This is a genomic window from Nonlabens ulvanivorans (assembly GCF_000732625.1).
Classification (GTDB): Bacteria; Bacteroidota; Bacteroidia; order Flavobacteriales; family Flavobacteriaceae; genus Nonlabens; species Nonlabens ulvanivorans.
The window spans coordinates 1,157,006-1,183,592 of sequence record NZ_JPJI01000032.1 but is presented as its reverse complement, the minus strand read 5'-3'; the positions used below and the strand labels follow the sequence as shown (position 1 = coordinate 1,183,592).

The window sequence follows — 26,587 nt, the reverse complement described above, 5'->3', positions numbered from 1 at the left end:
CATGAAATACATTTACTCCATATTACTATTCTTTACCATTTCTTTATGCAGCCATGCACAATGTCCTACCAGTATTATCGTACTAGAAACACAAGCAGATGTGGATGCCTTTCAATCAACATATCCTAACTGTACTCAAATATTAAATGGGTTACAAATAGGTCCTGCTACTGGAAGTTCAGATATTAATAATCTTAATAATTTACAAGGATTAGTGCAACTAGATGGTGGATTAAACATCCTTAACAATCCGCTACTGAATGATCTCACCGCTTTTTCAACACTTACACAATTAGAAGATATCTATCTATTTAATAATCCAGGCATCACCAATTTCAATGGATTTCAAGGGATAACGAGTATTAATGATATTAAACTAGAACAATCTTTTGTAACAGATTTTAGTGGTTTATCAAATATTGATGACGTTCATAAACTATGGATTGTAGATGATACAGTTCTCAATGATTTATCAGGATTAAATCAATTAGTCATTCTTAATTTTTTAGAATTAGACAATACTCGTTTAACAAGTATCAACTCCTTTGACCTTGTGGATCAAGTAGAATGGATGATTATTAAAGATAATGACTTCCTGACTTCTATAGACGGTTTTGGTACGATGACAATGATTGATAATCTATCTATTTTACGTAATTCGCAACTATCAACGATATCGCAATCGTTTCAATCATTGAGATTCATACAAAATAACCTTATTATAAAAGGAAACATCAACTTGAGTGACATTAGTGGCTTTAGTTCTATACAAACTGTTGACACAATTCAATTAGATCAAATGATAGGATCTCAAGATTTATCTTTTTTCAACACTATCTTACAGTTAAGAATATTGCGTGTAACACGAGTAGATTCTATAACTAGTTTAAATGGATTGCAAAATGCTCTCACTTTAACTTATATCAGTATTGAAAACAATCCATTATTAACAGATATTAATGCCATAGGTGGAAGTAATGCTAATTTTTTAACAGGCATGCGTATTGTAGGAAATCCATTGCTAGCCATTTGTGATGTGCCAGTTGTTTGTAATTACCTGAGTGGCACCACTTCTACAGCTACTATTAATGGAAATGCAACCGGATGTGCTTCAGAACAAGAAATAGCAAATGAATGTGAACTTAATGTAATAAGTGGTACTATCTACTATGACACTAATGGTAGTGGTGATTATTCACCAGCTACAGATGCAGTAGTTCCATACTATAAAGTATTTAGCACACACAGTACGGGAACTAGTACAACCTTTTCTAAAGCCTATGGCGATTATTCAAATTATGTAGGAACTGGTAATATCAATACAGATGTAGAAGACTTATCCATGTTTGCATTTACACCAGCAAATGGTTTTAATAACAACTTTACAGGATACGGTAATGTGGCTAGTGGTGATTTTGAAGCACAGACTACCAATACGGTTCAAGATGTCTCTATAGATCTTATAGCAACTATTGCTACCAGACCTGGATTTACAGCAGGCTATAAACTCATAGCCATTAACAAAGGATCTGTACCGGTATCTGGAACCATTGAATTACCATACAACAGTAATCTTTTCACTTATCAAACTAGTGTACCAGCAGCCAGTACAGTATCCACGGGTATGTTGAACTGGTCATATAATTTAGGCCCGTTTGAAAGATTACGTATTGATGTAGAATTCCTAGTAGCTCAACCACCTGTTTTAATAGGTGGAGAAACAGAAGCATGGACAGCGACGATTAACCCAATACCTGGTGACGCAAATCCACAAGACAATGTTTTCTATTATAACAACAATATTGTTAACTCTTATGATCCTAATGATAAAACCGTTTTTGAAGGCGCAGAAATACTACCTACAGAGTTAGATGAATACTTACATTACAGAATACGGTTTCAAAACACAGGTACTGCTAGCGCGATAAATGTTACCGTTAAAGATACCTTGTCTGATAATCTAGACTGGGATACCTTTGAACCTATAGACATGAGTCATAATGTAGGAGAGATTCATATTGAGAACAAGAGATTCATCGACTTTGACTTTCCTAATATCAACTTACCAGATAGTACTACTAATGAGCCATTAAGTCATGGATATATTTATTACCGCATTAAACCTAAACAAAATTTAGTCATTGGTGATTTTATAGATAACACTGCTCATATATATTTTGATTTTAATGAAGCTATTATAACCAATACCGCTACAACTACTATTGTACAAACACTTTCTAATAGCGATCAAGAATTTCTAAATATAAGTCTCTACCCTAATCCTGTAGCAGACATAGTACAATTACAAACGTCAGAAAAAATTGATTTTGCTGTAATTATGAATCTTCAAGGACAGTTGTTAATAGAAACAACTGATAAAGATATTAACGTAAGCAACTTAGATACTGGAGTATATTTTATTAGAGTTACTTCTGGTAATAAATCTCAAGTTTTAAAATTCATTAAAAAGTAATTACTCTTTTAATTTAACTATTTTAAACCTGTCTTACCATTTAATAAGATTAGAATATCTAACTTAAATAATGTGAGACAGGTTTAATTATGCCTTCTTTTTAACGGTCCATTCAAATCTGAACTGGCTTACCTCTACTCCATCCTGGTTCACACCACGAGATTCCATCCATACGGTTTGACCTTCACCAGTGGCTACCGTTTTTTCTATGGCTTGTTGAATAGCTTTACCATCATTACAAGTAAATGTGATGATGCCCGTTGCTTTTTTAGTAAAAGTAGCCTCATTACGGGCTACTAACATAGAAACTCTTGCATCGCTTTTTTGAATAAATGACATCACTAATGCTCCTGTAGAAAGTTCAGCAGCCATTGCTTGAGTAGCAAAATACATACTCTTGAATGGATTCTGGTTGAACCACTTGTGACGCACTTTTACCGTACAAGATTCCTCACTTATGGTCTTACATCGCACACCTGCCCACCATGCACTAGGCAGTTTTAAGAAGGTAAAAGCATTTATTTTCTTAGGAGTTATCATTTTTAACATTTTGTACAAATGTAATCAAAAGGCGCGTTGTTGTTACGCTTTCGCGAAAGCGAAATAAAAAATATCTCAAAAAAATAAAAATATATGGTACTTTGTATTGCATAATACTATCTTTTAGATATATATTTGCATAAGAAAATAATATGCCATGGAGAATACTTTACAAAATAATCATCGAAACTTAGCGACATGTTTGCACTTGTTGAGCTTTGGGAAATGGTTATTTCCTTTAGGGAATTTCATTTTACCCATTTTATTATGGATGGTGAATTCAAAAAAATCTGACTTTGTAGATCATCACGGAAAACAGGTCATCAACTTTCAATTAAGCATGACGCTTTACTCAATAGCTCTAGCTGTTATCGCAGCTATTATTCTGGTAGTTGCATTTGCATCTGGTGGAATTGAATTTTTAGAAGGACTAGATAGAATGGATGGCGATGAATGGATGCATGGTGAACATATGGGAATTTTTGCTACCATGATAGGTGTAGGGATTCTTTTTGGCGGTGCGCTTTTACTCATCGGTATTGTAGATTTAGTCTATACTATTAGAGGAGCGATGCAAGCAAATGATGGGGTGCTTTTTAAATACCCTTTAACGATCCCGTTTTTAAGCACAAAAACAGAATCTAATAACACAACAACATGAAGATAGAAAACACAAAAGCGCAAATGCGTAAAGGAGTACTCGAGTACTGCATTCTATCCATCCTCAAAGAAGAAGATGCTTATGTAGCAGAGATTCTCGATACTCTTAAGGATGCAAAGTTACTAGTGGTAGAAGGAACAATCTATCCATTATTAACCCGATTAAAAAATGCAGGTTTACTTAATTATAGATGGGAAGAAAGCACCAGTGGTCCACCACGTAAATATTATGGACTGACAGAAACTGGAAAGATTTTCCTTAAAGAATTATCCAGTACCTGGGATGATCTTAAAAACGCCGTTAACCTGGTAACCACCACAAAAACTAAGAAATCATGAACAAGACCATAAATATAAACCTCGCAGGGCTGTTCTTCCACATCGATGAAGATGCCTATAATAAATTACAAAAATATCTAGCCGCTGTGCGCCGCTCATTTAGCGGTATGCAAGGATCTGAAGAGATCATGGCAGACATAGAATCTCGTGTTGCTGAACTTTTTTTAGAAAAAAGAGCTAACGACCAACAAGTCATTTCCATCACTCATGTCGAAGATGTGATTTCCATAATGGGACAGCCAGAAGACTATGAGGTAGATGAAGAAATCTTTGAAGGTGAGAGAAGATCAACTGCTCAAGAGATGAAATCACGTTTCAGCAGACCGTTGTTTAGAGATACATTAAACGGTTATATAGGTGGTGTTTGTGCTGGTCTAGGTCATTTTCTAGGTATAGATGCCATATGGGTACGAATCTTTTTTGTAGTCATATCATTTATATCATTCCCGTTTAATGTACTGACTTACATCATCTTCTGGATCGTTGCTAAAGATGCTGTCACTACAAACCAACGTCTAGCGATGATGGGTAAAGAAGTAAATATCTCAAACATAGGTGAAAACTTTAAGTCGGGTTTTGATGATGTAGTCGATGGGCAGACCGACGCCGACTACCGAATTGTAGGTCAAAAGGGAAAGCGTGGAACAGTACGTTTCTTTAGTTTTTTAGGACGTTTTATTAAAGGTATTTTTAAAGCTATAGCTAAGATCATAGGGCTGTTTATGTTCCTACTAGGTGCTACAGGTTTAATTGCATTATTCTTTAGCTTGATAGGTATAGGTACAGCACAATTACAAAGTGATGATTTTATGTTACTTATGAATATGAGCATACCTTCTAACCTATCTACATGGTGGATTTATTTAACAGCCTTTTTCTTAATAGGGATTCCATTCTTTATTATTGCTGTTTTAGGTTTGCGATTGTTAGTATCTAATCTAGCTTCCATAGGTCGTACGGCTAAAGTTATTATAGGATTACTTTGGGTAGCATCTGTAATTGGACTGTGTGTGATTATCGCAACTATAGGAACATCACAAGCTTTTGATGGGAACGTAAACAGTTTAGAAAAATTCCCTGTGAATAAAGAGAAAGTGTTTCAACTTAATATGGAAGATAGCACTCTAGAAGGCTATGATAATATCTATGTAAATGGTTCTCATTTTAGTATAGGAGAATTTGATGGTGCTAAAGAAATACGTTTAATGGGAATTAAAACGGCGATTGCTGCTACTACTGATAGCGTTGCTTCTATAAACGTTAGGCTCAAGGCAAAAGGATCATCTATTCAAGAGGCTAAAGAAAAAGCTTCTCAAATAGAATATAATTATGTGATTACAGATTCTATCATCACACTAGATGATTTCTTTAAAATTAATAGTGGTAGCCTTAATAACCACAAAATTGAGATTATTGTAAATCTTCCCGAAGGAACAAAAGCTAGAATGAATGATGAGTTTGCAAACCATTATAGAGATTACATTAGTAATGATGCATTCTCTCTAGGTAGCAATGACTCTTATACTTATCAAGTAAAAGATGGCAAAGCAGTATGCCTAGACTGTCCTGTTGTAGAAGAAAGTAAAGATGACATTGAAAAAGATGAAATCAATTCACCTTCTAGATCAACAGATGATAATGAGTGGAAATATGAAGATGACGAAGACGAGGAAAATCAAACATCTGAAACTACAACTATTAAAACATCGATAGACTTAGGACCTATAGAAATAGAAACAGAAGAAAGTTTCTAGAATAAAGATTCATGTGATGTCAACTGTATTTTAAGAGATTCTTGTTGACTAGAAAACCGCTTCATTCATTTGGAGCGGTTTTTGTTTTACCTTTGTTAAACAAATTATCTCTCAAATGAAAAAATTATTACTAGCAATCTTGATTCTTACCGCTGCAGTTTCTCAAGCACAAGAAAAGGTAAAAGGAAATCGCGAACCTAGCACCGTTATTACAGACGTTGATCCATTTACGGTTATTGAAATAGGTGGTGATTATGAAGTAGCAATCGTAGAAGGTGTGATTCCTCAAGTTGAAATTACCACAGATTCAAATCTACATCAGTTTTTAGAAGTTGCTGTAGTTGATGGCAATTTAAGTATTAGCTCTACCGCAAACATACGTTCTAAAAAAGAGATGACGATACGCTTAATTTATCCTGCTGGACTAACTAAAATCGTTGCTAAAGAAAAGGCAGAGATAAGCGCTATCACTGAACTAAAAATGGACAAGTTAGAAATTGAAGTACGTGATGATGCAAAATTATTTCTAACCGCAAACATTAGTAATTTAACTCTCAATCTAAAAGGAGACTCTAGATCTGAGTTGAATTTAAGAGGTAATGATGCTAAGATTAATTTTGACGATAAGGCTAATGTAAAGGCATTGCTAAAATTTCAAGATTTAAACCTAACAATGAAAGGTCGTACAGTTGCAAAATTAGAAGGAGATGTAAAATCAGGTACTTTATTACTTGAAAATAAAGCCAGCTTTCAAGGCGATAACCTAGTATTTAACAACTTAAATATGAAAGCGTCTCAAAATACCGATTGCGAGGTAAATGTAAAAGATGAATTAACTCTAGCTGCCAGCGATAGTTCTAAAGTAGAACTATTCAATTCACCTAAAGTCATCTTAGAAAAATTTACAGGAAAAACGCAATTGATAAAAAAATAAACGTTGATTGCATTTGTTGAACTGAATAATCAACAACTCAATTTTAATTAAATAAAAAAAGCCTCGCGATGCGAGGCTTTTTTATTTCGAGTCTAGAGAGTGACTAGTAATTTCCTCCTATCACTTCTTCCACTATACCTACCTCAGCTAGATAGCGCTCAGCATCAAGAGCCGCCATACAACCTGTTCCTGCAGCGGTAATTGCCTGTCTATATATTTTATCTTGTACATCTCCACTAGCATACACACCTGGCATGTTAGTGTAAGTAGATCCAGCTTTAGTTATTAAATAACCAGCATCATCCATATCAAGTTGTCCTTTAAAGATATCAGTATTTGGCTTATGCCCTATCGCAATAAACAATCCAGTGATGGCAATCTCATGCTTTTCATTAGTTTGATTATTTACAATACGTAAACCTTCCACTACCTGATCACCTAGTACTTCATCAACCTCTGAGTTAAATAAAACTTCTATATTTTCTGTTTGAGCAACACGATGTTGCATCGCTTTAGAAGCACGCATTTCTCCTTTACGTACTAACATGGTCACCTTAGAACAAATATTTGCTAGATAAGTAGCCTCTTCAGCAGCTGTATCTCCAGCACCTACAATAGCGACATCTTGACCTCTATAAAAGAATCCATCACAAACGGCGCAGGCACTAACTCCACCACCGCGTAGTCGTTGTTCACTAGGCAAACCTAAATACTTTGCCGTGGCACCAGTAGAAATGATAACGGTATGCGCCTCAATTTTAGTTTTCCCGTCTACAATTGCTGTGTGAATACCGCCTTTTTCACTGGCAAAATTTACTTCAGTAACCATTCCTATACGTACCTCAGTGCCGAAACGCTCTGCTTGTTTCTGCAAATCAACCATCATTGATGGTCCATCAATACCTTCTGGATATCCTGGGAAGTTATCAACCTCAGTAGTGGTCGTTAACTGTCCACCTGGTTCCATACCTGTATAAAGTAATGGTTTCATATCTGCACGTGCAGCATATATCGCTGCAGTATATCCTGCTGGTCCTGATCCTATGATCAAACACTTAACTCTTTCAATTTGTTCTGACATTGTATAAACTTTGGAATGTAAAAATAATCAAACTATAAGCTTTTTTTCAAAAGCATCTATCACTATTTATTATCACTTTATTAAGGAAAACCATATCAACCTGTTCTATTTTTACTCCATGGGCCATACCTATATCAATCCTATTACAAAAGAACGCGCTACTATACTTAAGACTAGCGCACAAACTGATGGAGCATTTACCTATATAGAGGTAGAGTTACAGCCTGGTGGTGGTAATCCTATCCACTATCATCAATATTTCACAGAACAGTTTGAACCTATTGAAGGTATTTTAGGTGTTCATCATTTAGGTAAAGAAATACGCTTAAAACCTGGTCAAATATTTAAAGTTCCCGTAATAGATAATCATCGTTTTTATAATCCAGGTGATCGACCTATCGTTTTTAGAGCAAAATTAGAACCTGGCCAGCCTGGATTTGAAAATTTCATGGCAGCACTTTTTGGACTGGTTAGTGATGGTAAAACTTTTGGAACGAACCAGATTCCGTTCAATCCATTCTATGCTATTATTTTACTTAAATGGGGCGATACTCAGGTAGATAGCTTATTCTTTAAGTTATTTAAACCTGTTTTGATGATGTTATATACGCTTTCGCGAAAGCTGGGATACGAAAAAAAATTGCTACACAAATATGTCATAGGTTAAGGCAGTACTTGCAAACGCGTTTTCAAAATCGTAACATTACACTCAATAATCCCGATACATGGAAAGTCAAAATATCAACCACGAGGACGAAAAAATCATCATTAATCAAGAATTAAACATTTGGGAAGCGCTAATTCCAGTAATAGCATTAGTTGGACTACTAGCATATAATGTATTCGTTTTTGGTGATAGCGCTTTAGGTGGTTCTAACCAATTTATATTAATTATAGGTGCAGCTATTGCAGCTATCGTAGGCTTTAAAAACAAAGTTTCTTATAAATCCATGGTTGAGGAAGTTGCTCAAAATTTAAAATCTACTACTGGCGCTATTCTTATCCTTTTAATGGTAGGTGCGCTTGCTGGGACCTGGCTGGTCAGTGGCATTATACCTACCATGATTTATTATGGACTAGATATCTTAAACCCAACTATTTTTCTGGCTGCATGTGTTATTATTTGTGCTGTGATTTCTGTTGCAACAGGTAGTAGCTGGACTACTAGTGCAACAGTAGGTATCGCACTTATAGGTATTGCAGGCGCATTAGGGATAAGTCCTGGAATGACTGCTGGTGCCGTATTGAGTGGTGCCTATTTTGGTGATAAATTAAGTCCTTTAAGTGACACCACTAACCTTGCTCCTGCTATGGCTGGTACTGATTTATTTACTCATATCAGATATATGACTTACACGACAGTGCCTACTATTATTGTAACTCTATTATTCTTTATTATACTAGGATTTACTAACGATACAACCGGTGCTGCCGATGTTTCTCAATATCAAGGTGCGATAGATGCTACCTTTAATACCACACCATGGCTATTTATAGTACCTATTGCTGTAATTGCCATGATAGTTAAAAAGATATCGCCTTTAATCGCTTTACTGGCTGGTACGTTACTAGCAGCGGTTTTTGCATTGATTTTTCAACCCGATCTTGTACTAGCTGTTTCTGGAATGAAAGAATGGAGTTTTGAAGCTGGTTATAAAGGAATCATGAATGCCATCACTGTAAAGACCACTGTTAACCCGATATCTGACAATCCTAAAATTGTTGAAGAACTAGCAGGACTATTTGAAGGAAAAGGAATGGAATCGATGCTAGGTACTATATGGTTGATTATTTGCGCTATGGTCTTTGGTGGTGTCATGGATGCTATAGGTGCATTGAGCAGGATTTCAAAAAGTCTACTGAATCTATTTAGTAGTGTTTTTGGATTATTCTTTAGTACGGTAGCTAGTTGTATAGCGATTAATTTTACTGCAAGTGATCAATATCTAGCACTGGTTGTACCTGGTAAAATGTATGAGAAAGCTTATCGTGAAAAAGGACTCGCACCAGAGAATTTATCGAGAACACTAGAAGACTCGGGAACAGTTACATCTGTTTTAATACCTTGGAATACCTGTGGTGCTTACCACAGTGGTACTTTAGGTGTAAGTGTATTGGATTATGCTATCTATGCTATGTTTAGCTGGTTATCTCCTATCATGACGCTTATTTTTGCAGCGTTTAGCATTAAGATTAAACAATTAGTTACTAAAACACCTACCCTAGATACTATAGGTGAAGAATAATATCAACACATTAACAATGAAAAATTTATTATCTGTATTTGCACTTTTAAGTATTTTTAATGCTGGTGCACAAGACCGATTTGCAAAAGTTCAAATTACATCTACTGAGGTAAGCGAAAACACTTTTATGCTTACTGGAGCTGGCGGTAATATCATGATTGCCATAGACAAAGAGAAAGTGGTAATGATAGATGATCAATTTGCACCACTTAGTGATAAAATTAAAGATGCAATTGAAGGTATTACAGAATATCCAATCACTTACTTAATTAACACTCATCATCATGGCGATCATACAGGTGGCAATGGAAATTTTAATTCTAAAGAAACCACAATCGTTGCTCACGTGAACGTAAAAGAACGCTTAATTGCTGAAGGTAAAGAAGAGAACTTTATACCAGAAATGACTTTAGAGGAAGAGTTAGAATTACAATTACCTACTCAAACCTGTTTATTAATTCATGTGCACAACGCCCATACTGACGGTGATACATTTATCTTTTTTGTTCAAGAAAATGTGGTACATATGGGTGATGTATTTTTTAATGCAAAATATCCATATATCGATTTAAAATCCGGCGGCTCTATCGATGGTTATATCGCTGCTCAAGAAAGAGTCTTGTCTACTATTAATGAGGAGACTAAGATCGTACCAGGACATGGCACATTAGCTAGTTATGAAGATTTAAGAAATAACATTGAAATGTTAGCGGATATCAAAGAAAACATTGCTTCAAAAATTAAGAAAGGTGTTTCTAAAGAAGATATCATTGCAGACACGACTATAACAGCAGCATATGATGCAAAAGGTTATGGAGATGGCTTTATTAATGCAGAGCGTTTTAGGACTACCGTTTACGAGAGCATCACAGGTCTATAATTAGTTTTATAATTTAAATAATGAGAGCATTAGTCATATCTGGCGGTGGTAGTAAAGGTGCATTTGCCGGTGGCGTTGCTCAATACCTCATTGAAGAAAAAAAACTAGACTATGATATTTATATAGGAACATCTACAGGCAGTCTTCTTATTTCTCATCTAGCACTTCATAAAATAGAAAAGATTAAAGAGGTCTATACTAATGTAAATCAAAAGTCAATTTTCAGCAATTGCCCATTCATAATTAAGAGAAGTAAATATGGTGTTGAGGAAATAAAAATCAATCACTGGAATGTTCTACGCAATTTTTTAAATGGTAATCAAACCTTTGGTGAAAGCAAAAACCTCAGAAAACTAATCAAAAAGATTTTTACCATTGATGAATTTAACGAGTTGAAGGCGACGCAAAAAGAAGTCATCGTTACCGTATCTAATCTTTCACTTAATGAAACCGAATATAAATCGATTCAAGAAGTGAGTTATGAGGACTTTTGTGATTGGATATGGATTTCTTGTAACTATATTCCTTTTATGAGCATGGTTAAGAAAGATAATTGCGAGTATGCAGATGGTGGCTATGGTAGTATGGTACCTATTAAAGAAGCTATAGAACGTGGCGCTACAACAGTCGATGTTATTGTACTAGAAACAGAAGCTACTTACTATAATAGCTTGCCATCGACTAATGTCTTTTCACTACTTACAAGCCTTCATGGTTTTATGATGGATCGTATTGAAAAACAGAATATAGCGATAGGAAAGTTTACAGCAAACCATCACGATGCTATTCTTAATTTCTATTACACACCTACGGTATTAACGACGAATTCGCTCATTTTTAATAAATCAAAAATGACTAACTGGTGGAATAGCGGATTTAAATATGCCGCAAGCACCACAGAAAAAACGAGCGAAATCAAACCTCAAGAAGAATAAAGCAAATTACTTCCTTACTCTACTACTCCATCTTTTATAAAAGAAAAACGCTGCAATAAAAAGCAATAGTAATGGCCAGATATTTACTAGAATTAAGAGTAAAGTTGTTACTATAGACCATCCATTTTTAAAACCGCTCAAAGCTTTGTCTTTAAAGGTAACCTCATAAACTACAGGATCCTCTCTAAACTGTACTGTTTGATATAATTGTAATTCAATATTACTATAACCTACTTTATGGTTTAGTAATTTTAATCTTCCTTCCGCGCTCTCTATTTCTTCTTGTAGAATCCTTAATTTCTCTTCAGTTTTAAGTACCTCTTCTACTGTTTTTGCTTTACCTCTTAAGATTTCGTCATATCTTAATTTGACTTCTTTTTTAGTTTTAAGTCTGGTTTGTAAATCGACATATTCATCACTCACGTCAGTAGTAGATATATTTTTGAAGTCGATAAAATCGGCTAGCGCAGTAAGTTGTGTGATGGTAGATTCAAAATGTGTTGCAGGAACTTTAAAGATGATACGATTTTCTAATTTGTAATCATTTTGAGTGTATTTCATATCTGCTACATATCCTTTTTGAGCAGTAATTATATTTTGTGCTGCAGTACTTGCACTATCTAAATCAGTCACTTTAAAACGACAATTAGCATTTTTAATAATCTTGAGATTTTCTAAAGTTTCGGTATTACTTTCTACTGTTTGGGAAGGAGACTCGATATTTAATTCTTGAGAAGATGCTATAACATCTTCTTTATAACCAGCTCGATTTTCATAAGCCTCTGCACATGATGATAGATTAAGAATTACCGCTATTGCAGTTACATAAATTACATTTTTCATAAGATGATTTTTTAATTCCTAACAAACCTATTGAGCCATGTAAAAATCTATTTGTAATACTCTTGTAAAACCTTTGTAAACTATATTACAAGAGCTATTTTAGTGCTGTACAACCTATGAATAGTATAACAGACCTCTTATTATTTAATCTGCTCTTAGAACAGGTTTCTCTTAAATTCAGAGAGACTTATTCCCCTCAACAGTCTATTATGAAAGATTGGAAAGGTCAAGACATCATCAATTTTCAAGATGATTTGAGGTCTAAAACAGGAAGCAGCGTCAGCGAAAAATGGTTCTACACTTATATAAAAAACGAGCCGAAAAAGTTACCTAGAATAGATATTCTCAATATGCTATCTGTATATGCAGGATGTGATCATTGGTCCGCTTTCGCGAAAGCGAATGAAGACTACCTCATGCCCGATTATAGTACAGCTTTAAAGAATGACACAAGCAGCTCCATTGAAAATGTTTTAAAGATTCTATTAAAAGTAATAATCACAATCGCAGGAATGGCTATCACTTATATAGTCCTAAGTAATAAAGAATATGATTACAACTTTTGCTTAAAGGATTTTTATAGAAAAGAGGCTATAAAAAATGTCCCATTTACGATTTACAGAATTAACACGAATCAAAAAGAACGAATTGAGGTTAATGAGGATGGTTGTTTTTCTGGGAAAAGTGATTCTAAAAACAACACATTTATTATTGAATCTCCATATTATAAAAATGATACATTAAGCCTTAATCTAGAACGTCTGGTAAGTAGAGATATTTATTTAAAACCCGATGATTATGCTTTAATGCTTGATTATTATTCTAATGGCGACATCAGAAGTTTAAAAAACCGAAGAAGACAACTTAACCAACTATTACATAATGACGTTATTGTTATGGAATTATTACCTTATGAAATAGGTGTAACTATTTATGACAAACAACAATTTATTGATAAACTCACCACTCCTACACAAAGCTTGAAAAAGCTATTAATAGTCGATACTGAATATGCTGGGGAACAAATCAAGAAAATAAAATACCGCATTAAGTCATGAGAAATTGGACCTTAATATTTATTTTAATATTATTTTCTTCCTGTAAGAATAACAATAATTCATCAGAAGGTGAAATTGATGATTCTGATTTTATTAATGAAGTAAAAACAAACGCTCCTATAAACGAAGCAGATTTAACAATGCGTAAAGTATTATTTTATGAGGAAATGATACGTACCGAATTTAAAGATGTTATTGAGGCCCATAAAATCAGGTCTAAAGCCGATAGCATTAATATGATTTTCAAGGAAAATGCTCCTTTTAAAATCCCTCATGGTTCAGTGTTCAAATACATAGAACTACACTCCATTGAAAAACCTGATCAAGAATATCCAGCAGATCAAATGAATTATGAATTTTATTACCATTATACTAAAGTTTTTAGGGATACAGTAAATCTGAAAGATATTAAAACTAATGGGTTTATCGCTATTGATGAACAACCACAAGTAATTGATAATGACACGATCAACTCTGTAAAAATCATTTGGTAAAATAACCTTAGACTATTACAGGTTTCACCTACTATAATCATAACCTATAACACTATTATGTTATAAGATTGTAAAACACATTAAAAAACCGTCGCTCTGAACTACTTTTGCAGCCTGAAAAACAACACAATTTAAAACTAACAACAATGGCAATAGTAGGAAGACAGTTTCCAAGTATCGATGTAGACGCAATGAACGAAATGGGAGATACGTTTAAATTAAACGTTCTTGAAGAAGCAAAAAATAAGAATAAGAAAGTATTACTTTTTTGGTATCCTAAAGATTTCACTTTCGTATGCCCTACTGAATTACATGCTTTTCAAACTGCATTAGGTGAATTTGAAAAAAGAAACACTATCGTAATTGGTGCTTCATGTGATACTCCAGAAGTACACTTTGCATGGTTGAATACTGCAAAAGATGATGGTGGAATTGAAGGTGTAACTTACCCAATTCTTGCAGACTCTAACCGTAACCTTGCAAACATGCTAGATATCCTAGATGTAGAAGAAGAGTACAATGATGACTTAGAAGGTTATATCCTTAAAGGAGATAACGTAACTTTCCGTGCGACATATCTTATTGATGAAGAAGGTACCGTATTTCATGAAGGTGTGAACCACATGCCAGTAGGTCGTAACGTAAATGAATTCTTAAGAATGATTGATGCTTACACTCACGTTCAAAAGAATGGTGAAGTATGTCCTGCAAACTGGGAAGAAGGAAAAGACGCAATGAGTGCAGATCGTAAAGGAACTGCCGCTTACCTTTCTCAAAACTAATTATTAAATTAATTAAGAAACACAACAGGTCGTTTCTTTAAAAGAGATCTGTTGTGTTTTTATAATATAGTATCATATGCAAACTTTAGATCAAGATAACCTACAGGAAATCGTTGCAAACAACGATACTGTAGTTGTACAATATATGGCTAGCTGGTGTGGTAACTGCCGCTTAATGAAGCCTAAATTTAAAAAACTTGCTGCCGAAAATGAGAATACTAGATTCTTATTAGTAGATGCAGAAAAATTCCCAGAATCACGTAAAATGGCAACTGTAGATAACCTACCTACGTTTGCAACTTTCAAAGGCGGTTCTTTTGTAAATCAAGTACAAACTAACAAATTTGAAAATCTTAAAGACTTAGTACATGAAGTTACCAATAATTAGACATTTACAAAAAGGTACTACTCCAGAACAATTAGAAGCAACTCTAGAGGTTCTAGAACATTTTTCAGAACACAGGTCTGTAACTGAAGAGGAAATGGATGTAGTAGGTGAATTAATTACCAATATATGTGGTGCTCTAGAAGTACACGCTAATGTTGCACAAGGTATGAGCGGAATAGAAGCCGCAAATGCTTTCGCACAAAAAGTTATGGGATCTATAGATCAATAACGTTTAAAATTATTATTAAAAAACCTCAAAACCCTTAACGTTTTGAGGTTTTTTTGTTTATAAAATTATTAATTAAGCAAAAAATTGATAATAAAAATGAGTTTTTCGTTATTTCTAGTTACTGTTTTAATATTTTTGATTTTAACATATCCCTATTTATATGAAAAATCAATTAACTTTTATTATTGCTCTTCTAGGATTAAGCATTGCAACGGCACAGAACTATTTGGACATTGCACGTATTAATATCTCTAATACTACCCTAGAAGATTTAGAACAAACTCACGAGACTAACATTACTAATGTCAATCTTGAATTTCTTCTTCCGACTCCGATTAATGATAAGACTATTTTAATTACAGGTCTTACAGCCGAGAATTCGAGCCTTGTTTTAAGCAATGGACTATCAAGAGAAAATTTAATAATGACTCGAATTAATTTAGGCGCAAAAGTTTATCATTCTAAAAAATGGACTGGAACCTATCTGTTATTACCTAAAATAGCTTCTAATCTTAATGAAGTTGCAAGTCAAGATTTTCAAATAGGCGCTATCGCATTACTGGAATACAGGCATAAAAATAGATTCAGAACAAAGTATGGTTTGTATAGCTCTTCAGAAGAGTTTGGTACAATCATTACTCCATTGCTTGGAGTGTATTATAGAACGCCTAATAATAAATTTTACATAGATGCTGCCTTCCCTATACGTATGGAGGCAAACTATAACGTGACTAAAAAATTCAGCTTAGGAGCTGATTTACGTACATCTGTTAAATCATACAATCTAGGATTAACTGATCGCTATGTACAAGAAGAATCCATACGCGGTGGTTTATATGCCTCTTACTCTTTAATGGATGATAAATTCATATTAAGAGCCAAGGCAGGTCTAGATACTACAGATTATGGTCTTTATAATTCTGGTGACAGGATAGGTGCACAAATCTTAACGATTCAAGTTAATGGAGATGATCGAGCACGACTAAATAATGAATTTGATAGCAGTGTATATTTTGGTTTTGATGCGATATATAGACTTAATTTGTAATTTGACACATACCAAATAATTTAAACACCTTAAACTTAAAAACTTAAGGTGTTTTTATTTTAACACCTTTCTATCAGGTCTTTGCTCACTTCTTCTTAAGTAAACTGCTGTGAAAATCTCTGCGTCATCTATGGCTTCATCTTCCATCAGCATGGTTTTGTGTGAATGACCTTGCGCTACTAATAAATCTGCATTTGCATCATTACCTAAAATCGTTTTTTTGCTTTGGATTGAAGTCAAAAAAATCAAAGAAAAGAAATGGCTTCCTTTTCTTATGGTAAAAAATTTATCCTTGGGCTTACCTGGTAATGTCATGGTGTCTATTAAAAATTCCCCTTGGTACAGCTCGGCTGTGATTTCATTTCCTTTAGTATATGATAGAAAGACTTGATTTCCTTCAGCTATATTTTGCTTTTTATCTTTATTATGAAGACATAAGTCGTTCCACAGACTATTCTCATCATCTCCTTCAATTCTATTCTCATACAATCCAGTTAGTGCAGTAGGTGTGAGTACCATTGGATTTTCATTAATTCTTTTAGCTAGACTATTTGAGGTATAACAACTAGAAATAAAAAAAGTCATTAATAGAAGTGTGAAAAATTGTTTCATAACATTAATTTTTGGTTGTTCATCTGTTATCAAAAAGCATGCTAAACTAATAACGATTAAAAAAACACGATACAGAACATATATTTTATCTTTGTGAAAAATATTATAAATGAAAAAGATCATAATCCTTTTAACCATCGCTATTAGTTTTAACAGTTGCGGTAGTCTCAATGAAATTGTTAATAGTATACCATCAGGTAGTGGCGGTGTTTTATCTCAAGCAGATATAGGTAATGGACTTAGACAAGCTCTTGATCAAGGAATTGACAAGGAAGTTTCTAAACTCATGGCTACAGATGGTTTCTATAGAAATGAACTGGTTAAAATTCTATTACCAGAAGAATTACAAAAAGTAGATGATGGTTTACGTAAAATAGGTTTATCTAGTGTTGCAGATGAAGGTCTCAAACTTCTTAATCGTGCTGCCGAGGATGCTACAAAAGAAGCTCTTCCTATATTTGTTGATGCTGTAAAAGGAATATCTTTTAATGATGCAAAACAGATTTTATTAGGTGATCAGCGTGCTGCGACCTCTTATCTTGAAAATGCAACACAACAGGCGTTGTATGCAAAATTCAGTCCTATTATTAATAATAAATTAGGTGAAGTAGGCGCAACAGAACTATGGTCTGGTGCTATAAATAAATACAATTCTTTACCATTAACTAGTGATGTAAATCCAGACCTTACAGATTATGTTACTCAAAAGGCACTTGAAGGAGTTTATAAAATGATTGCTCAAGAAGAAATAGAAATACGTAGCAAAGTATCTTCCAGAGGTACAGATTTATTACAACGTGTATTTGCTCTACAAGATTAAATGTAACAGACTTTTTACAATCAGTTAACTCGTCTAATAAGAAATTTATTGAAATTTGCCCTGCTATTGGAGCGTTATTATGGGTTAGTTGAAAGGAGAAACCATCTATTTTGATGGTTTCTTTTTTTTATTTAAAATCTCACGCAACCTTTTAAGAAGATTAACGTCTAGTAAATGTATGTTTCGACATCATTAAGGGGATTTTAAAAAGGCTGTTTCTACTGAAGCAGCCTTTTTTTTTATGAAATATTATTTGTGAACAAACTCACAATTGATATTTTGTTAACCGTTATTAACTTTAAATGGGGAAATAAATAGACAGACTAAATTTAATTTTGTTTTCTAAATTAAAAAATAAAATGAGTGACCGCACTTTAGATTTGTACAAGAAAGAGCGTTTGTATTGTTCTATGATAAGAAAATCGTTTCAAGTAGCCTTAAAAGATAGAGATCGCAGCCAGGTTATTCTTAAAAAAGCAGAACAGCTTAAAGCAGAAATTATTCAGCTCAAACAAACACTATTTAATTAGAATTCAATTGTTTGAAATAGTTAGGTGTGTCTTTTAAACGGCTGCCATACCATGAGAAATACGTCCCATCTACGGTTAACAATCTGGGACTTTTTAATTCCGCTTTCGCGAAAGCGTCTTCAATTTCCTTCTTATCTAAATCATTAAAAGCATAAGGTTCTGATGAGAACAGAATCACTTCAGGATTTAAATTAATTATGTTTTGTAACGTCAATTCTGGATAACGACTAGCTCCATCCATGATGTTTTTATAACCACCACGCTCCATGATATCATGAATAAAGGTATCGCTACCAACTGTCATGTAAGGATTTTTCCATATTAAATATAGTGCGTTGACTGCACTGTGTGATTCTTTATCAAAATGATTGAAGTTTATTTTGATTCTATTCACTAACGATTTAGCTTTAAAACTAGTCCCAGTCATTTTTCCTATGTCTGCAATCATTTCAATAGCATCATCTAGATGAGCTATATCTGACACGTATGTAGGTGCGATTTCTTGACAAGCTAGAACAATCTCTTGTGTGTTCTCTTCTTTATTACAAATGATAAGATCTGGCTGAACTTCCCAAATACGTGAAGCAATCACCTTTTTTGTACCACCTACCACTTTTATTTTATCAATTAATCCAGTTGGATATTCACAAAATCTAGTAATACCTACTAGGTATTCTTCAAGTCCTAATTCTACAAGAAGCTCTGTTTGTGAAGGTACTAAGGAAACAATACGCAAAGGGCGCTGTGGTAAATCAACAGTACGGTAACATTGGTCAGTGATTGATATAAACATTAGTCAAGTGCGTTTTTAGTTACCCATAATTTATAACCGAAGATCATCATTTGCCATTTACTGGCCTTGCTTAAATCTAATCGACGTTTTGTAAAGCTGGGTAAAACGGCTTTATTAACTCGGGCTAATATTTTAAAGAGCTTTTTTCTCATGATGCAAAGGTATCTTATTATCGATAAGTTCAATTCTCTAAATATAAAAAAGCCTGTCTTAATTAAAGACAGGCTTTTTAGGCCTAATTAATTTTTAAATCTAGTTAGTTACTTACGGATGTCATTTTAGGACTTAACCCATCCTTGAAATAGTCAAAAGTGAGTTTATTTATTCCTTTATTAGTAGCAATGGCATAATCAGTGCCTGCAAATTCTATTTTTAATTTTACAACTTTACCATTGCGTTCTTTAAAGGTTTTGATATTGAAAGAGTATCCTTTGGCTCTTACTTTTTCTCCATACTTTTCCAGCATCCCTTCACTAAAGTTCATAAGCGTATCTGAGGTTATAATTTCACTAAGTGTAGATTCACCATTACGAGAGTTAGCAATAATATGTTCTCTCCTTTTATTTATTTCATCCTTTTTCCTTTCTCTTTCTTGTAGTATAGCTGTACGTCTTTCTTCTATCCTCATGTTTCTATCTATTCTTATAGAATCTATAGAAACTCTTCTTTTTAAGCTATCTCTTTCAATGAGAGCTTGTTGTCTCTTTTCATCTCTGCGTTGTAATAGTTCTTGCCTTCTAGATTCCATTTGATCTCTTCTCATCGCTCTTAAAGAATCCATTTCAAATCGTCTTTGATCCATCAGTGCTCTTCTATCAACACTACTTGGCAATTCTTTAAGTCCTTCACCATCTTTAGTAGCAATAATCACAACTCCATCTTTTCCTTTCTCACCATATAAATCAGTTGCATCTTCACCTTTTAATATATTCATTGAAGCAACATTACTCATGTCCATATTCCCGCTTAAAACAGACCCATTAAATTCTTTACCATCCACTATAACTAACTGTTTCTCACTATCAGAGTTATTCATAACGATGTAGTTACCAGAGCTTAAATTACTATTAGGCATTTCAAACCGCGAGTAATTAATATCATCTAAGTCATTTAAATCTGGTAACTCTTGATAATAATTACCTATTGAATCTGAATTGATATAAATTAAGGATTTTTGAATGTGTGATTCAATAGAGTCAAAATTGATATTCATAAGCTGCAAATCAATTTGATTCTGTAATGAGTCCATATTTATAGTACTCAATTTTATTGTTTGCATAATACTATCTACATTCATTTGCGTCAGTTGATGATATTCATCAGGTGATAAGTTCATATACTTAACATCACCTAATTGATAGGTAGTTTGAGGTGCATCCTCGCAATTGTTGAGCTTCCAGTTTTTGTGATCTCCTTTTATAGAACCGTTAATACATATATTAGGTATTGCGGTGTCATTCTTATAGGTCTGTGCTATTTTTGCTCCATCATTATCATCCAGTTCTATTTTAATAGACACCAGCTTTCCTTCTTTATATCTAAGCTTACTGTATTTGAAATCAACGTTATGAGATTCTTTTAAAAACTTTTTATGTTCTTCTAAAGACTCTTTAGTAGATGTAGGTGTGATTTTAATGTAAATCTTCACATCTTTAGAGTTTACCTCACTCCATTGAAAATTTTCATCTTGCTCTATATTTAAATCTCCATAGGTCCAATCGTCTCCCATTTCTACATGAACTCCATCTTTAGTGATGTATAATGTCTCACTTGAATTATCATCATTCACCCATAGCTTTTCTTTACTAGCTTTAATAAGTAATAACTTAAAAGGCTCAGTCCCAATAGTCATGTTCTTGTCCCATTTTGTTTCAGGAAACTTTGTAGAGATACTAAGACGTTTTAATCTATTTCTTTCATCACGTTCTTGATCACTAAATTTCACTTGATAATTTGCATAGTCATTGATTTGTGATGCATACCTATCTAAATCTTCATCAGTTGTCTGTGCTGTGATATCATAGATAAGCTCTTCAGAGGTTTTAAGAATAGAATCTGCTTTAGAAACCTTAACAGCATTGATCATATTTAGATCATTGCTCTCTTTTAATGAATTTTGAATATCTAGAGTTGGATCATTTTCTAATTCTAGATACTCAACTTCAGTAACTACATTAAAACTGTAGAGAAAAACAACAATTACTGGTAATATTAATGCATACTTATATGCGTTCCAGCGTGCACTGGCTTCTTTTTGTAACATCATAATACGTTTTTTAATAAATGGTGTGAAAAAATTATTAGCTAGTGAAGGTTGTAGATGAAATGCAGCGCTACTCAATAAAGTACGCTCGTAACTAACACCAGATTTAGTTTGCGTTTTTGCTTCGGCATCTGCGATAAACTCTAGGTTCTCTCCTATTTGCTTTTTTAACCACCACGCCAGCGGATTGATCCAGAAGATGGCTCTATATAAATGACTCAGCAATACATCAATACTATGCCATTGTCTGGCGTGTACCTTCTCATGATCTAATATGACATCTAGCGCAGCACTGGGCTCTTCTGATTCACTAATACATATATAATTAAAGAAACTAAAAGGAGTCAGCTTTCGCGAAAGCGTAACCGTCACAAAATTCCCGCTCTTAACGGTCTTACCTGAACGTATTAAACGATACAGTGAGCTAAGCTCTACTATCATTTTACCTATAAAGAAAACCATAACAGTTACATATAAAAAGCCGAAAAGCTGCCAGTAATCAAAAGCTGTATCTACTGGAATTGCAGGCTGTTCTAGCATTATTGCCATGGGCGTTGCTACTTGCTGTGGTACATATGTATATTGTTGAATGGGTTGTTCCACATAAACAGTCTGTGTAATTTCTATCAATGGGAAGGCAATGGATGCAATAATACCTAAAAATAGAAAACACCGATTTGCTTGAAAAAAAGTCAACCGTCGCAATAAAAAATGATATGTAAGGACAAAGTTGCTTAGTACACCAGCACTTTTAAGTAAATATTCTATAACTGCTTCCATCTTATTTTTCTTTAGATTCTATCATTTCTAGAATTTCTCTCAAATCTGCTGCGCTTATTTTTTCTTCTTTTGCAAAAAACGAAACCATATTTTTATAACTATCGTTAAAATATCTGGTCATCGCATTATTGACAAAGGTGTTGCGGTAAACTTCTTTATCTACTATAGGATAATATCGGTGTGTTTTACCAAAAGCCTCATAAGCCACATATCCTTTCTCTTCTAACTTGCGTACAATAGTAGAAACGGTATTGTAATGATTAGTACCTGATAATTGTGGTACAATCTCTTTTACAAATGCTTTCTCTAATTGCCAAAGCACTTGCATGATTTCTTCTTCCTTTTGTGTGAGCTTCTCCATATTTAATATTTTTTACTACCATCACTAATCGATGTTCAAACATATAACTATTTTTATAGTTATCAAACTAAAAACGTAGTTGATTAACTATTATTATAGTTTTTGAATAAAAAAAATCCCGTACTTGTAATAAGTACGGGATTTATAAGAGATTAATTTTAAGACTAATAAGCGGTTTGAACTCTTGCCCTATGGTGAATTTCATCTAATTGAATTAATAAAACAGGTATTCCATCTTCACCATCAAAGCTGTAAATCTTATCATCAATTTTAAAAGATATGTTAGTAATGACATTGTTAGTATTACTTATGTTTTCAATAATACTACAATTGAATTTCTTTTTCTCTATCTCAGAAACAAGTTTTTGAACATCCAGAGATTTTGAGTTTTTTGTAATTACAAACTCTTCAGTCAATTGAAAGGTCGCTATGGCAACTTCATTATCAAATGATGCCGATGGGTTGAGTAGATTACCTTCTTTATTAATGAGCATTCCATTACTATTTTTCAAAACCAGCGATAAGCCATCAAACTCAAAACTATAAGTGTCACCTTTAAGCATTGTGGTTCCATTCTCAGGTTCATTTGCTAACGGTTTATCTAAGATCATAATGGTCTTATCTGACGAATCATAAATAAAAGTCTTATCAGAATAGACCTTGTAAGTACACTGTTCGCCTGAAAAGAATACTGTATTAGACTCTATTGCAGCATCGACACCTGCCGTATTTTGCTTTATTGCATTTAGTACATCAGCAGTGTTTTGTTCATCTTCAATTCTATTCCTTTCTTGAATACTTGAGATAGACTGAACTTCTGATCCGGCATTATCAACTTGATCCTCTACAGATTCTGATACAATGATGACAACAGGCTTTTTAACACTATCTCTAGGCATTAATCCATTCTGACGACTGGCACGAGCCTTCTTAAGAGAATCTTTTCTGTGTTTGGTTTGAAGGGCTATTTCTTCTGCTTTTAACCTTTCTAATTCAAGTTTTGCTTCTTTAACTTTCCTTAAAGAGTCTTTACGTGCATTGTAATCTTTATTGACTGCTTGTGAAAGTGTTGAATAGCCACCTGATGATTGATTGCGTCTTGAATTTTCACGAGCCTTTTGGGCTGCTTGTTTTTGATCATCAGCTATTTCATCATACTCTACTGTTATATCTTCCTTTACAAAAATATCTTTTATACGTTGTTTATATTGCTTGAGCTTTTCTACTCTAGCATTATATATTTTTCTTTCTTTTGCTTCTTGCACAGGATCACGATGTAGTATGGACGGACCATCCTCATCACAAGAACCTGCATAACTTACAATGTTTGTCACATTATTAATTACAATACACAAGTCATCTATTTCAGAGTTAGACTTAATAATGAATTTTGTGGAACGTTGTGTCTTTTCTTGAAAAGCAATACCTAGAACCATCACTTTTCCATTGCGTGCCTTATAGGAAATGAGTTGTGCATTAATTTCAAAAGACTCTTTTAACGTATCAAAAAACAAAAAGAGATCATCTTTACTGCTATTGCTATCTAACTTAAATATAGTCTGATTAACACCTTCAATATCTATGGTAGATAAAGAACTTGCTTGCGTGTAATTACTTAAAAATAAAACAACTGTAAAGACAGTCATTAATAATCTAGAGAACATTTTTATCGTTATTTATTCAGTTTGCAAAAATACACCGTTATAAATTTTAATAATTATTAGAATAATATAGTTATTGTTAAATCCACTAAATACATAACTTACAAGGTAAACGGCATCTAATTCTCCTTCTTACTTACATTTACTCGATTATTTCTCTCATCGATATCTATTAATATAAATGAATTTGAGTCCAATACATTGAAAACAAATGACTCGTCATCTATTCTAAATACCAAATTAGTCAGACTACCGCTTTGATTAAATGTGGATTCTAACAGCTCTGTATCAAACTGATATTGCTCGATTTGATTAAAAACGTTTTTTATTTCATCATCAGAAAAATGAATCTGTATTTTAAAACTATGCGTTGTTTTAAAATCTTGACTTTGTGAATCGGTACTATTAACTCCAGCACCTACCACTTTACCTTCTTCATCAATAAGTTGACCTTGTGAATTTTTAATTATAAGTAGATTCTCTGTAAATTCATAAGTAGCCTCTACTTGATTAACGATAACCTTACCACTTTGTGGTGCATCTGTCAATTCATCATCGATGGTTAATATTTTAGCACCAAAGGCGTCATAAATAAAAGTACGACCCATGTATACTTTAAAGCTACACTGCTCTGCATTGAACATTAAATAGCCTTGCTCTATAATTCGGTCCTCTATAGCAATATAGCCTTGTTCATTTGCATTAACCATAAGTTGCTTACGAGAGTCTGCCTGGCCCAGATCTTCTCTATACCTTTCACGTTCATCAATTAATTCCTGTTCTGCTTTTAACAGTGCCGCTCTTCTCTTTTCTTCTTCGATGAGACGTTCTTTCTCTAATTGTGCATTAAGTTCATCTTGTAAAGCTTGTCGCTCTAGGGCGAGTCTATCTAGTTCCAGTTGTCTTTCTAACCGTTTTAATTCTAGAGCCTCTTTTTCTTTCTTTACTCGTTCATTTTCTGCCTTAACTTGCTCTAATCGTTCAGCTTCCAGTCTTTTACGCACGCGTATTACTTCTCGAGCTCGTTCTTTTTCTTCCTCTTTTAATCGCAGCGCTTCTTTTTTATCTAGCTCTTCCTGTAATCGTCGTTGTTCTTGTCGTTGTTGAGCAGCAAGCCGTTCCTTTTCAAGAGTTTCTAACTGAAGACGTTCTTCTTGCGCAAGAGTTTCTAATCTAGCCGTTTCAATAGCTATTTGCCTTTTTTCATCTTCTAACTTTGCTATACGTGCCGCTTCTGCTTCTTGCCTTCTCGCCAGTTGTCGTTCACTTACCTCTCTTAATTGCTGTTCTCGTTTCAAAGTTCGATCTGCAATTAATTGTTCATTTTGAATACGCTTTTCCGCTTGTTGTGCCTCTAGTTTTGCTTTTCTAGCTAGCACATCTATACGTCGTTGCTCTTGTTGCTGTTTCACTCTCAATCTGGCCGCTTCTATTTCCGTTTCTGTCTTTGCCTTACGTGCAGCTATCACTTCTTGAGCAGTCTGTCGAGAATCTGCTTTTTCTTTCACAGTTTCTTCTGCTTTCTGAACCGTTTCTTTTTCATCAACTTCTGTAGAGTCCACAAAAGTTGTCTCATAAAACTGACCATATTGAGAGGCACTTATAGGTGTAACAGCTTTTAAGGCAACATCACATGGTGCAAATTCAACAATATTATTGAATGCAGGATTAAGCGTTAAGCAAACAGTATCGATACCCTTATCATTTTGAAGATTTAAAGGAAAAATGGTTCCATTTTGATCAGTCAACGTCAGGTCTAGTAAGGTTATGACACCACCATGACGTTTATATCCATTTAATTTGGCTTTGACACTATGATTGATAAAAAGCTCTTTGAAAAGTTCAAAAATCTCGGTTCGTGTTGAACTTTTATCTATACTAAAGGTTGCAATTTCTGTATTGGAGTAGATAGTATGTGCAATGGTTGCTGGTGTTTCCGCTTTCGCGAAAGCGTAATACCCAACAAAGAACACGATCACTAACAACTTCCATTTCCCTACAAATGAAGTCATCGTCGTTTAATTTATGACTCCTAAAGTAAACAAATAATCAAAAGCAGCCTTAATACTGTTTTTAAATTAGA

27 protein-coding genes are annotated in these 26,587 nt (G+C 33.9%); 17 read left to right on the top strand and 10 right to left on the bottom strand.

The window, feature by feature from the left end:
* The first annotated feature begins 1 nt into the window (after window position 1).
* Complete coding sequence (locus IL45_RS12440) at window positions 2-2,473, top strand: T9SS type A sorting domain-containing protein (protein WP_036584447.1); 2,472 nt, start codon at window positions 2-4, stop codon at window positions 2,471-2,473.
* A gap of 87 nt (window positions 2,474-2,560) precedes the next feature.
* Here IL45_RS12440 and IL45_RS12435 read toward each other — a convergent pair whose 3' ends face one another.
* Window positions 2,561-3,013 (bottom strand): DUF4442 domain-containing protein, encoded by a 453-nt coding sequence (locus IL45_RS12435; protein WP_036585362.1) that lies wholly within the window; start codon window positions 3,011-3,013, stop codon window positions 2,561-2,563.
* Window positions 3,014-3,170: 157 nt separating this feature from the next.
* On the opposite strand from IL45_RS12435, the gene IL45_RS12430 reads away from it, so the two are divergent.
* The 4 genes from IL45_RS12430 (at window position 3,171) to IL45_RS12415 (ending at window position 6,700) form a co-directional block, all read left to right on the top strand.
* Entirely contained in the window at window positions 3,171-3,674 is a 504-nt protein-coding gene (locus IL45_RS12430) for a DUF4870 domain-containing protein (RefSeq protein ID WP_036584445.1), read from the top strand.
* Window positions 3,671-4,012 carry a PadR family transcriptional regulator gene (locus IL45_RS12425; RefSeq protein ID WP_006795574.1) on the top strand — a complete coding sequence of 114 codons (342 nt, stop codon included), beginning with the start codon at window positions 3,671-3,673 and terminating at the stop codon, window positions 4,010-4,012. Before IL45_RS12430 ends, IL45_RS12425 begins: the two co-directional genes overlap by 4 nt.
* The gene (locus IL45_RS12420; protein ID WP_036584442.1) at window positions 4,009-5,766 is read left to right on the top strand and encodes a PspC domain-containing protein; all 1,758 of its coding nucleotides are present in this window, start codon (window positions 4,009-4,011) and stop codon (window positions 5,764-5,766) included. Before IL45_RS12425 ends, IL45_RS12420 begins: the two co-directional genes overlap by 4 nt.
* A gap of 115 nt (window positions 5,767-5,881) precedes the next feature.
* Window positions 5,882-6,700 (top strand): GIN domain-containing protein, encoded by an 819-nt coding sequence (locus IL45_RS12415; RefSeq protein ID WP_036584440.1) that lies wholly within the window; start codon window positions 5,882-5,884, stop codon window positions 6,698-6,700.
* A gap of 103 nt (window positions 6,701-6,803) precedes the next feature.
* On the opposite strand, the gene trxB is transcribed toward IL45_RS12415, so the two are convergent.
* Window positions 6,804-7,781 carry a thioredoxin-disulfide reductase gene (trxB, locus tag IL45_RS12410; protein WP_036584438.1) on the bottom strand — a complete coding sequence of 326 codons (978 nt, stop codon included), beginning with the start codon at window positions 7,779-7,781 and terminating at the stop codon, window positions 6,804-6,806.
* Window positions 7,782-7,899: 118 nt separating this feature from the next.
* On the opposite strand from trxB, the gene IL45_RS12405 reads away from it, so the two are divergent.
* The 4 genes from IL45_RS12405 to IL45_RS12390 are packed head-to-tail and all read left to right on the top strand — an operon-like array spanning window position 7,900 to window position 11,842.
* A complete protein-coding gene (locus IL45_RS12405) occupies window positions 7,900-8,448 on the top strand; it encodes a cupin domain-containing protein (protein ID WP_036584435.1) in 549 nt (182 codons plus the stop codon).
* 58 nt (window positions 8,449-8,506) lie between these two features.
* Window positions 8,507-10,027 (top strand): Na+/H+ antiporter NhaC, encoded by a 1,521-nt coding sequence (gene nhaC / locus IL45_RS12400; protein WP_036584433.1) that lies wholly within the window; start codon window positions 8,507-8,509, stop codon window positions 10,025-10,027.
* A gap of 16 nt (window positions 10,028-10,043) precedes the next feature.
* Window positions 10,044-10,907 carry an MBL fold metallo-hydrolase gene (locus IL45_RS12395; protein WP_036584431.1) on the top strand — a complete coding sequence of 288 codons (864 nt, stop codon included), beginning with the start codon at window positions 10,044-10,046 and terminating at the stop codon, window positions 10,905-10,907.
* Window positions 10,908-10,927: 20 nt separating this feature from the next.
* Window positions 10,928-11,842 carry a patatin-like phospholipase family protein gene (locus tag IL45_RS12390; protein ID WP_036584428.1) on the top strand — a complete coding sequence of 305 codons (915 nt, stop codon included), beginning with the start codon at window positions 10,928-10,930 and terminating at the stop codon, window positions 11,840-11,842.
* A gap of 6 nt (window positions 11,843-11,848) precedes the next feature.
* Here the strand turns inward: IL45_RS12390 and IL45_RS12385 are convergent, their stop codons facing one another.
* A complete protein-coding gene (locus IL45_RS12385) occupies window positions 11,849-12,685 on the bottom strand; it encodes a DUF4349 domain-containing protein (RefSeq protein ID WP_036584425.1) in 837 nt (278 codons plus the stop codon).
* Between the two features lie 209 nt (window positions 12,686-12,894).
* On the opposite strand from IL45_RS12385, the gene IL45_RS12380 reads away from it, so the two are divergent.
* The 6 genes from IL45_RS12380 to IL45_RS12355 all read left to right on the top strand — a co-directional run bounded on the left by IL45_RS12380 (window position 12,895) and on the right by IL45_RS12355 (window position 16,684).
* The gene (locus IL45_RS12380; protein WP_146128690.1) at window positions 12,895-13,743 is read left to right on the top strand and encodes a hypothetical protein; all 849 of its coding nucleotides are present in this window, start codon (window positions 12,895-12,897) and stop codon (window positions 13,741-13,743) included.
* Window positions 13,740-14,237, top strand: coding sequence for a hypothetical protein (locus tag IL45_RS12375; protein ID WP_036584421.1), 498 nt, complete (start codon window positions 13,740-13,742; stop codon window positions 14,235-14,237). The genes IL45_RS12380 and IL45_RS12375 overlap by 4 nt, the downstream gene beginning before the upstream one ends.
* Before the next feature lie 146 nt (window positions 14,238-14,383).
* Window positions 14,384-15,019, top strand: a complete 636-nt coding sequence (locus IL45_RS12370; protein WP_036584418.1) for a peroxiredoxin — start codon at window positions 14,384-14,386, stop codon at window positions 15,017-15,019.
* A gap of 76 nt (window positions 15,020-15,095) precedes the next feature.
* Window positions 15,096-15,407 carry a thioredoxin family protein gene (locus IL45_RS12365; RefSeq protein ID WP_036584416.1) on the top strand — a complete coding sequence of 104 codons (312 nt, stop codon included), beginning with the start codon at window positions 15,096-15,098 and terminating at the stop codon, window positions 15,405-15,407.
* Window positions 15,388-15,636 carry a DUF6952 family protein gene (locus IL45_RS12360; protein ID WP_036584414.1) on the top strand — a complete coding sequence of 83 codons (249 nt, stop codon included), beginning with the start codon at window positions 15,388-15,390 and terminating at the stop codon, window positions 15,634-15,636. The genes IL45_RS12365 and IL45_RS12360 overlap by 20 nt, the downstream gene beginning before the upstream one ends.
* Before the next feature lie 160 nt (window positions 15,637-15,796).
* A complete protein-coding gene (locus IL45_RS12355) occupies window positions 15,797-16,684 on the top strand; it encodes a DUF6268 family outer membrane beta-barrel protein (protein WP_036584412.1) in 888 nt (295 codons plus the stop codon).
* A gap of 54 nt (window positions 16,685-16,738) precedes the next feature.
* Here IL45_RS12355 and IL45_RS14955 read toward each other — a convergent pair whose 3' ends face one another.
* On the bottom strand, window positions 16,739-17,296 hold the full coding sequence (locus IL45_RS14955) for a hypothetical protein (protein WP_235183350.1): 558 nt from the start codon (window positions 17,294-17,296) through the stop codon (window positions 16,739-16,741).
* 109 nt (window positions 17,297-17,405) lie between these two features.
* On the opposite strand from IL45_RS14955, the gene IL45_RS12345 reads away from it, so the two are divergent.
* The gene (locus IL45_RS12345) at window positions 17,406-18,116 is read left to right on the top strand and encodes a DUF4197 domain-containing protein (protein WP_036584407.1); all 711 of its coding nucleotides are present in this window, start codon (window positions 17,406-17,408) and stop codon (window positions 18,114-18,116) included.
* Window positions 18,117-18,475: 359 nt separating this feature from the next.
* Window positions 18,476-18,646, top strand: coding sequence for a hypothetical protein (locus IL45_RS15160; RefSeq protein ID WP_160165403.1), 171 nt, complete (start codon window positions 18,476-18,478; stop codon window positions 18,644-18,646).
* On the opposite strand, the gene IL45_RS12340 is transcribed toward IL45_RS15160, so the two are convergent.
* From IL45_RS12340 to IL45_RS12315, 6 genes are all read right to left on the bottom strand, one after another.
* Window positions 18,639-19,439: an ABC transporter substrate-binding protein gene (locus IL45_RS12340; protein ID WP_036584405.1), complete on the bottom strand. Its 801-nt coding sequence runs from the start codon at window positions 19,437-19,439 to the stop codon at window positions 18,639-18,641. The two genes, IL45_RS15160 and IL45_RS12340, sit on opposite strands and share 8 nt — an antisense overlap.
* Window positions 19,439-19,591: a hypothetical protein gene (locus IL45_RS12335; protein WP_036584403.1), complete on the bottom strand. Its 153-nt coding sequence runs from the start codon at window positions 19,589-19,591 to the stop codon at window positions 19,439-19,441. Before IL45_RS12335 ends, IL45_RS12340 begins: the two co-directional genes overlap by 1 nt.
* 104 nt (window positions 19,592-19,695) lie before the next feature.
* Window positions 19,696-22,482 (bottom strand): M56 family metallopeptidase, encoded by a 2,787-nt coding sequence (locus IL45_RS12330; protein WP_036584400.1) that lies wholly within the window; start codon window positions 22,480-22,482, stop codon window positions 19,696-19,698.
* A gap of 1 nt (window position 22,483) precedes the next feature.
* Window positions 22,484-22,843, bottom strand: a complete 360-nt coding sequence (locus IL45_RS12325) for a BlaI/MecI/CopY family transcriptional regulator (protein ID WP_036584397.1) — start codon at window positions 22,841-22,843, stop codon at window positions 22,484-22,486.
* A gap of 164 nt (window positions 22,844-23,007) precedes the next feature.
* The gene (locus IL45_RS12320) at window positions 23,008-24,507 is read right to left on the bottom strand and encodes a hypothetical protein (RefSeq protein WP_036584395.1); all 1,500 of its coding nucleotides are present in this window, start codon (window positions 24,505-24,507) and stop codon (window positions 23,008-23,010) included.
* Window positions 24,508-24,623: 116 nt separating this feature from the next.
* Window positions 24,624-26,516 (bottom strand): coiled-coil domain-containing protein, encoded by a 1,893-nt coding sequence (locus IL45_RS12315; RefSeq protein ID WP_036584392.1) that lies wholly within the window; start codon window positions 26,514-26,516, stop codon window positions 24,624-24,626.
* Between the last annotated feature and the right edge of the window lie 71 nt (window positions 26,517-26,587).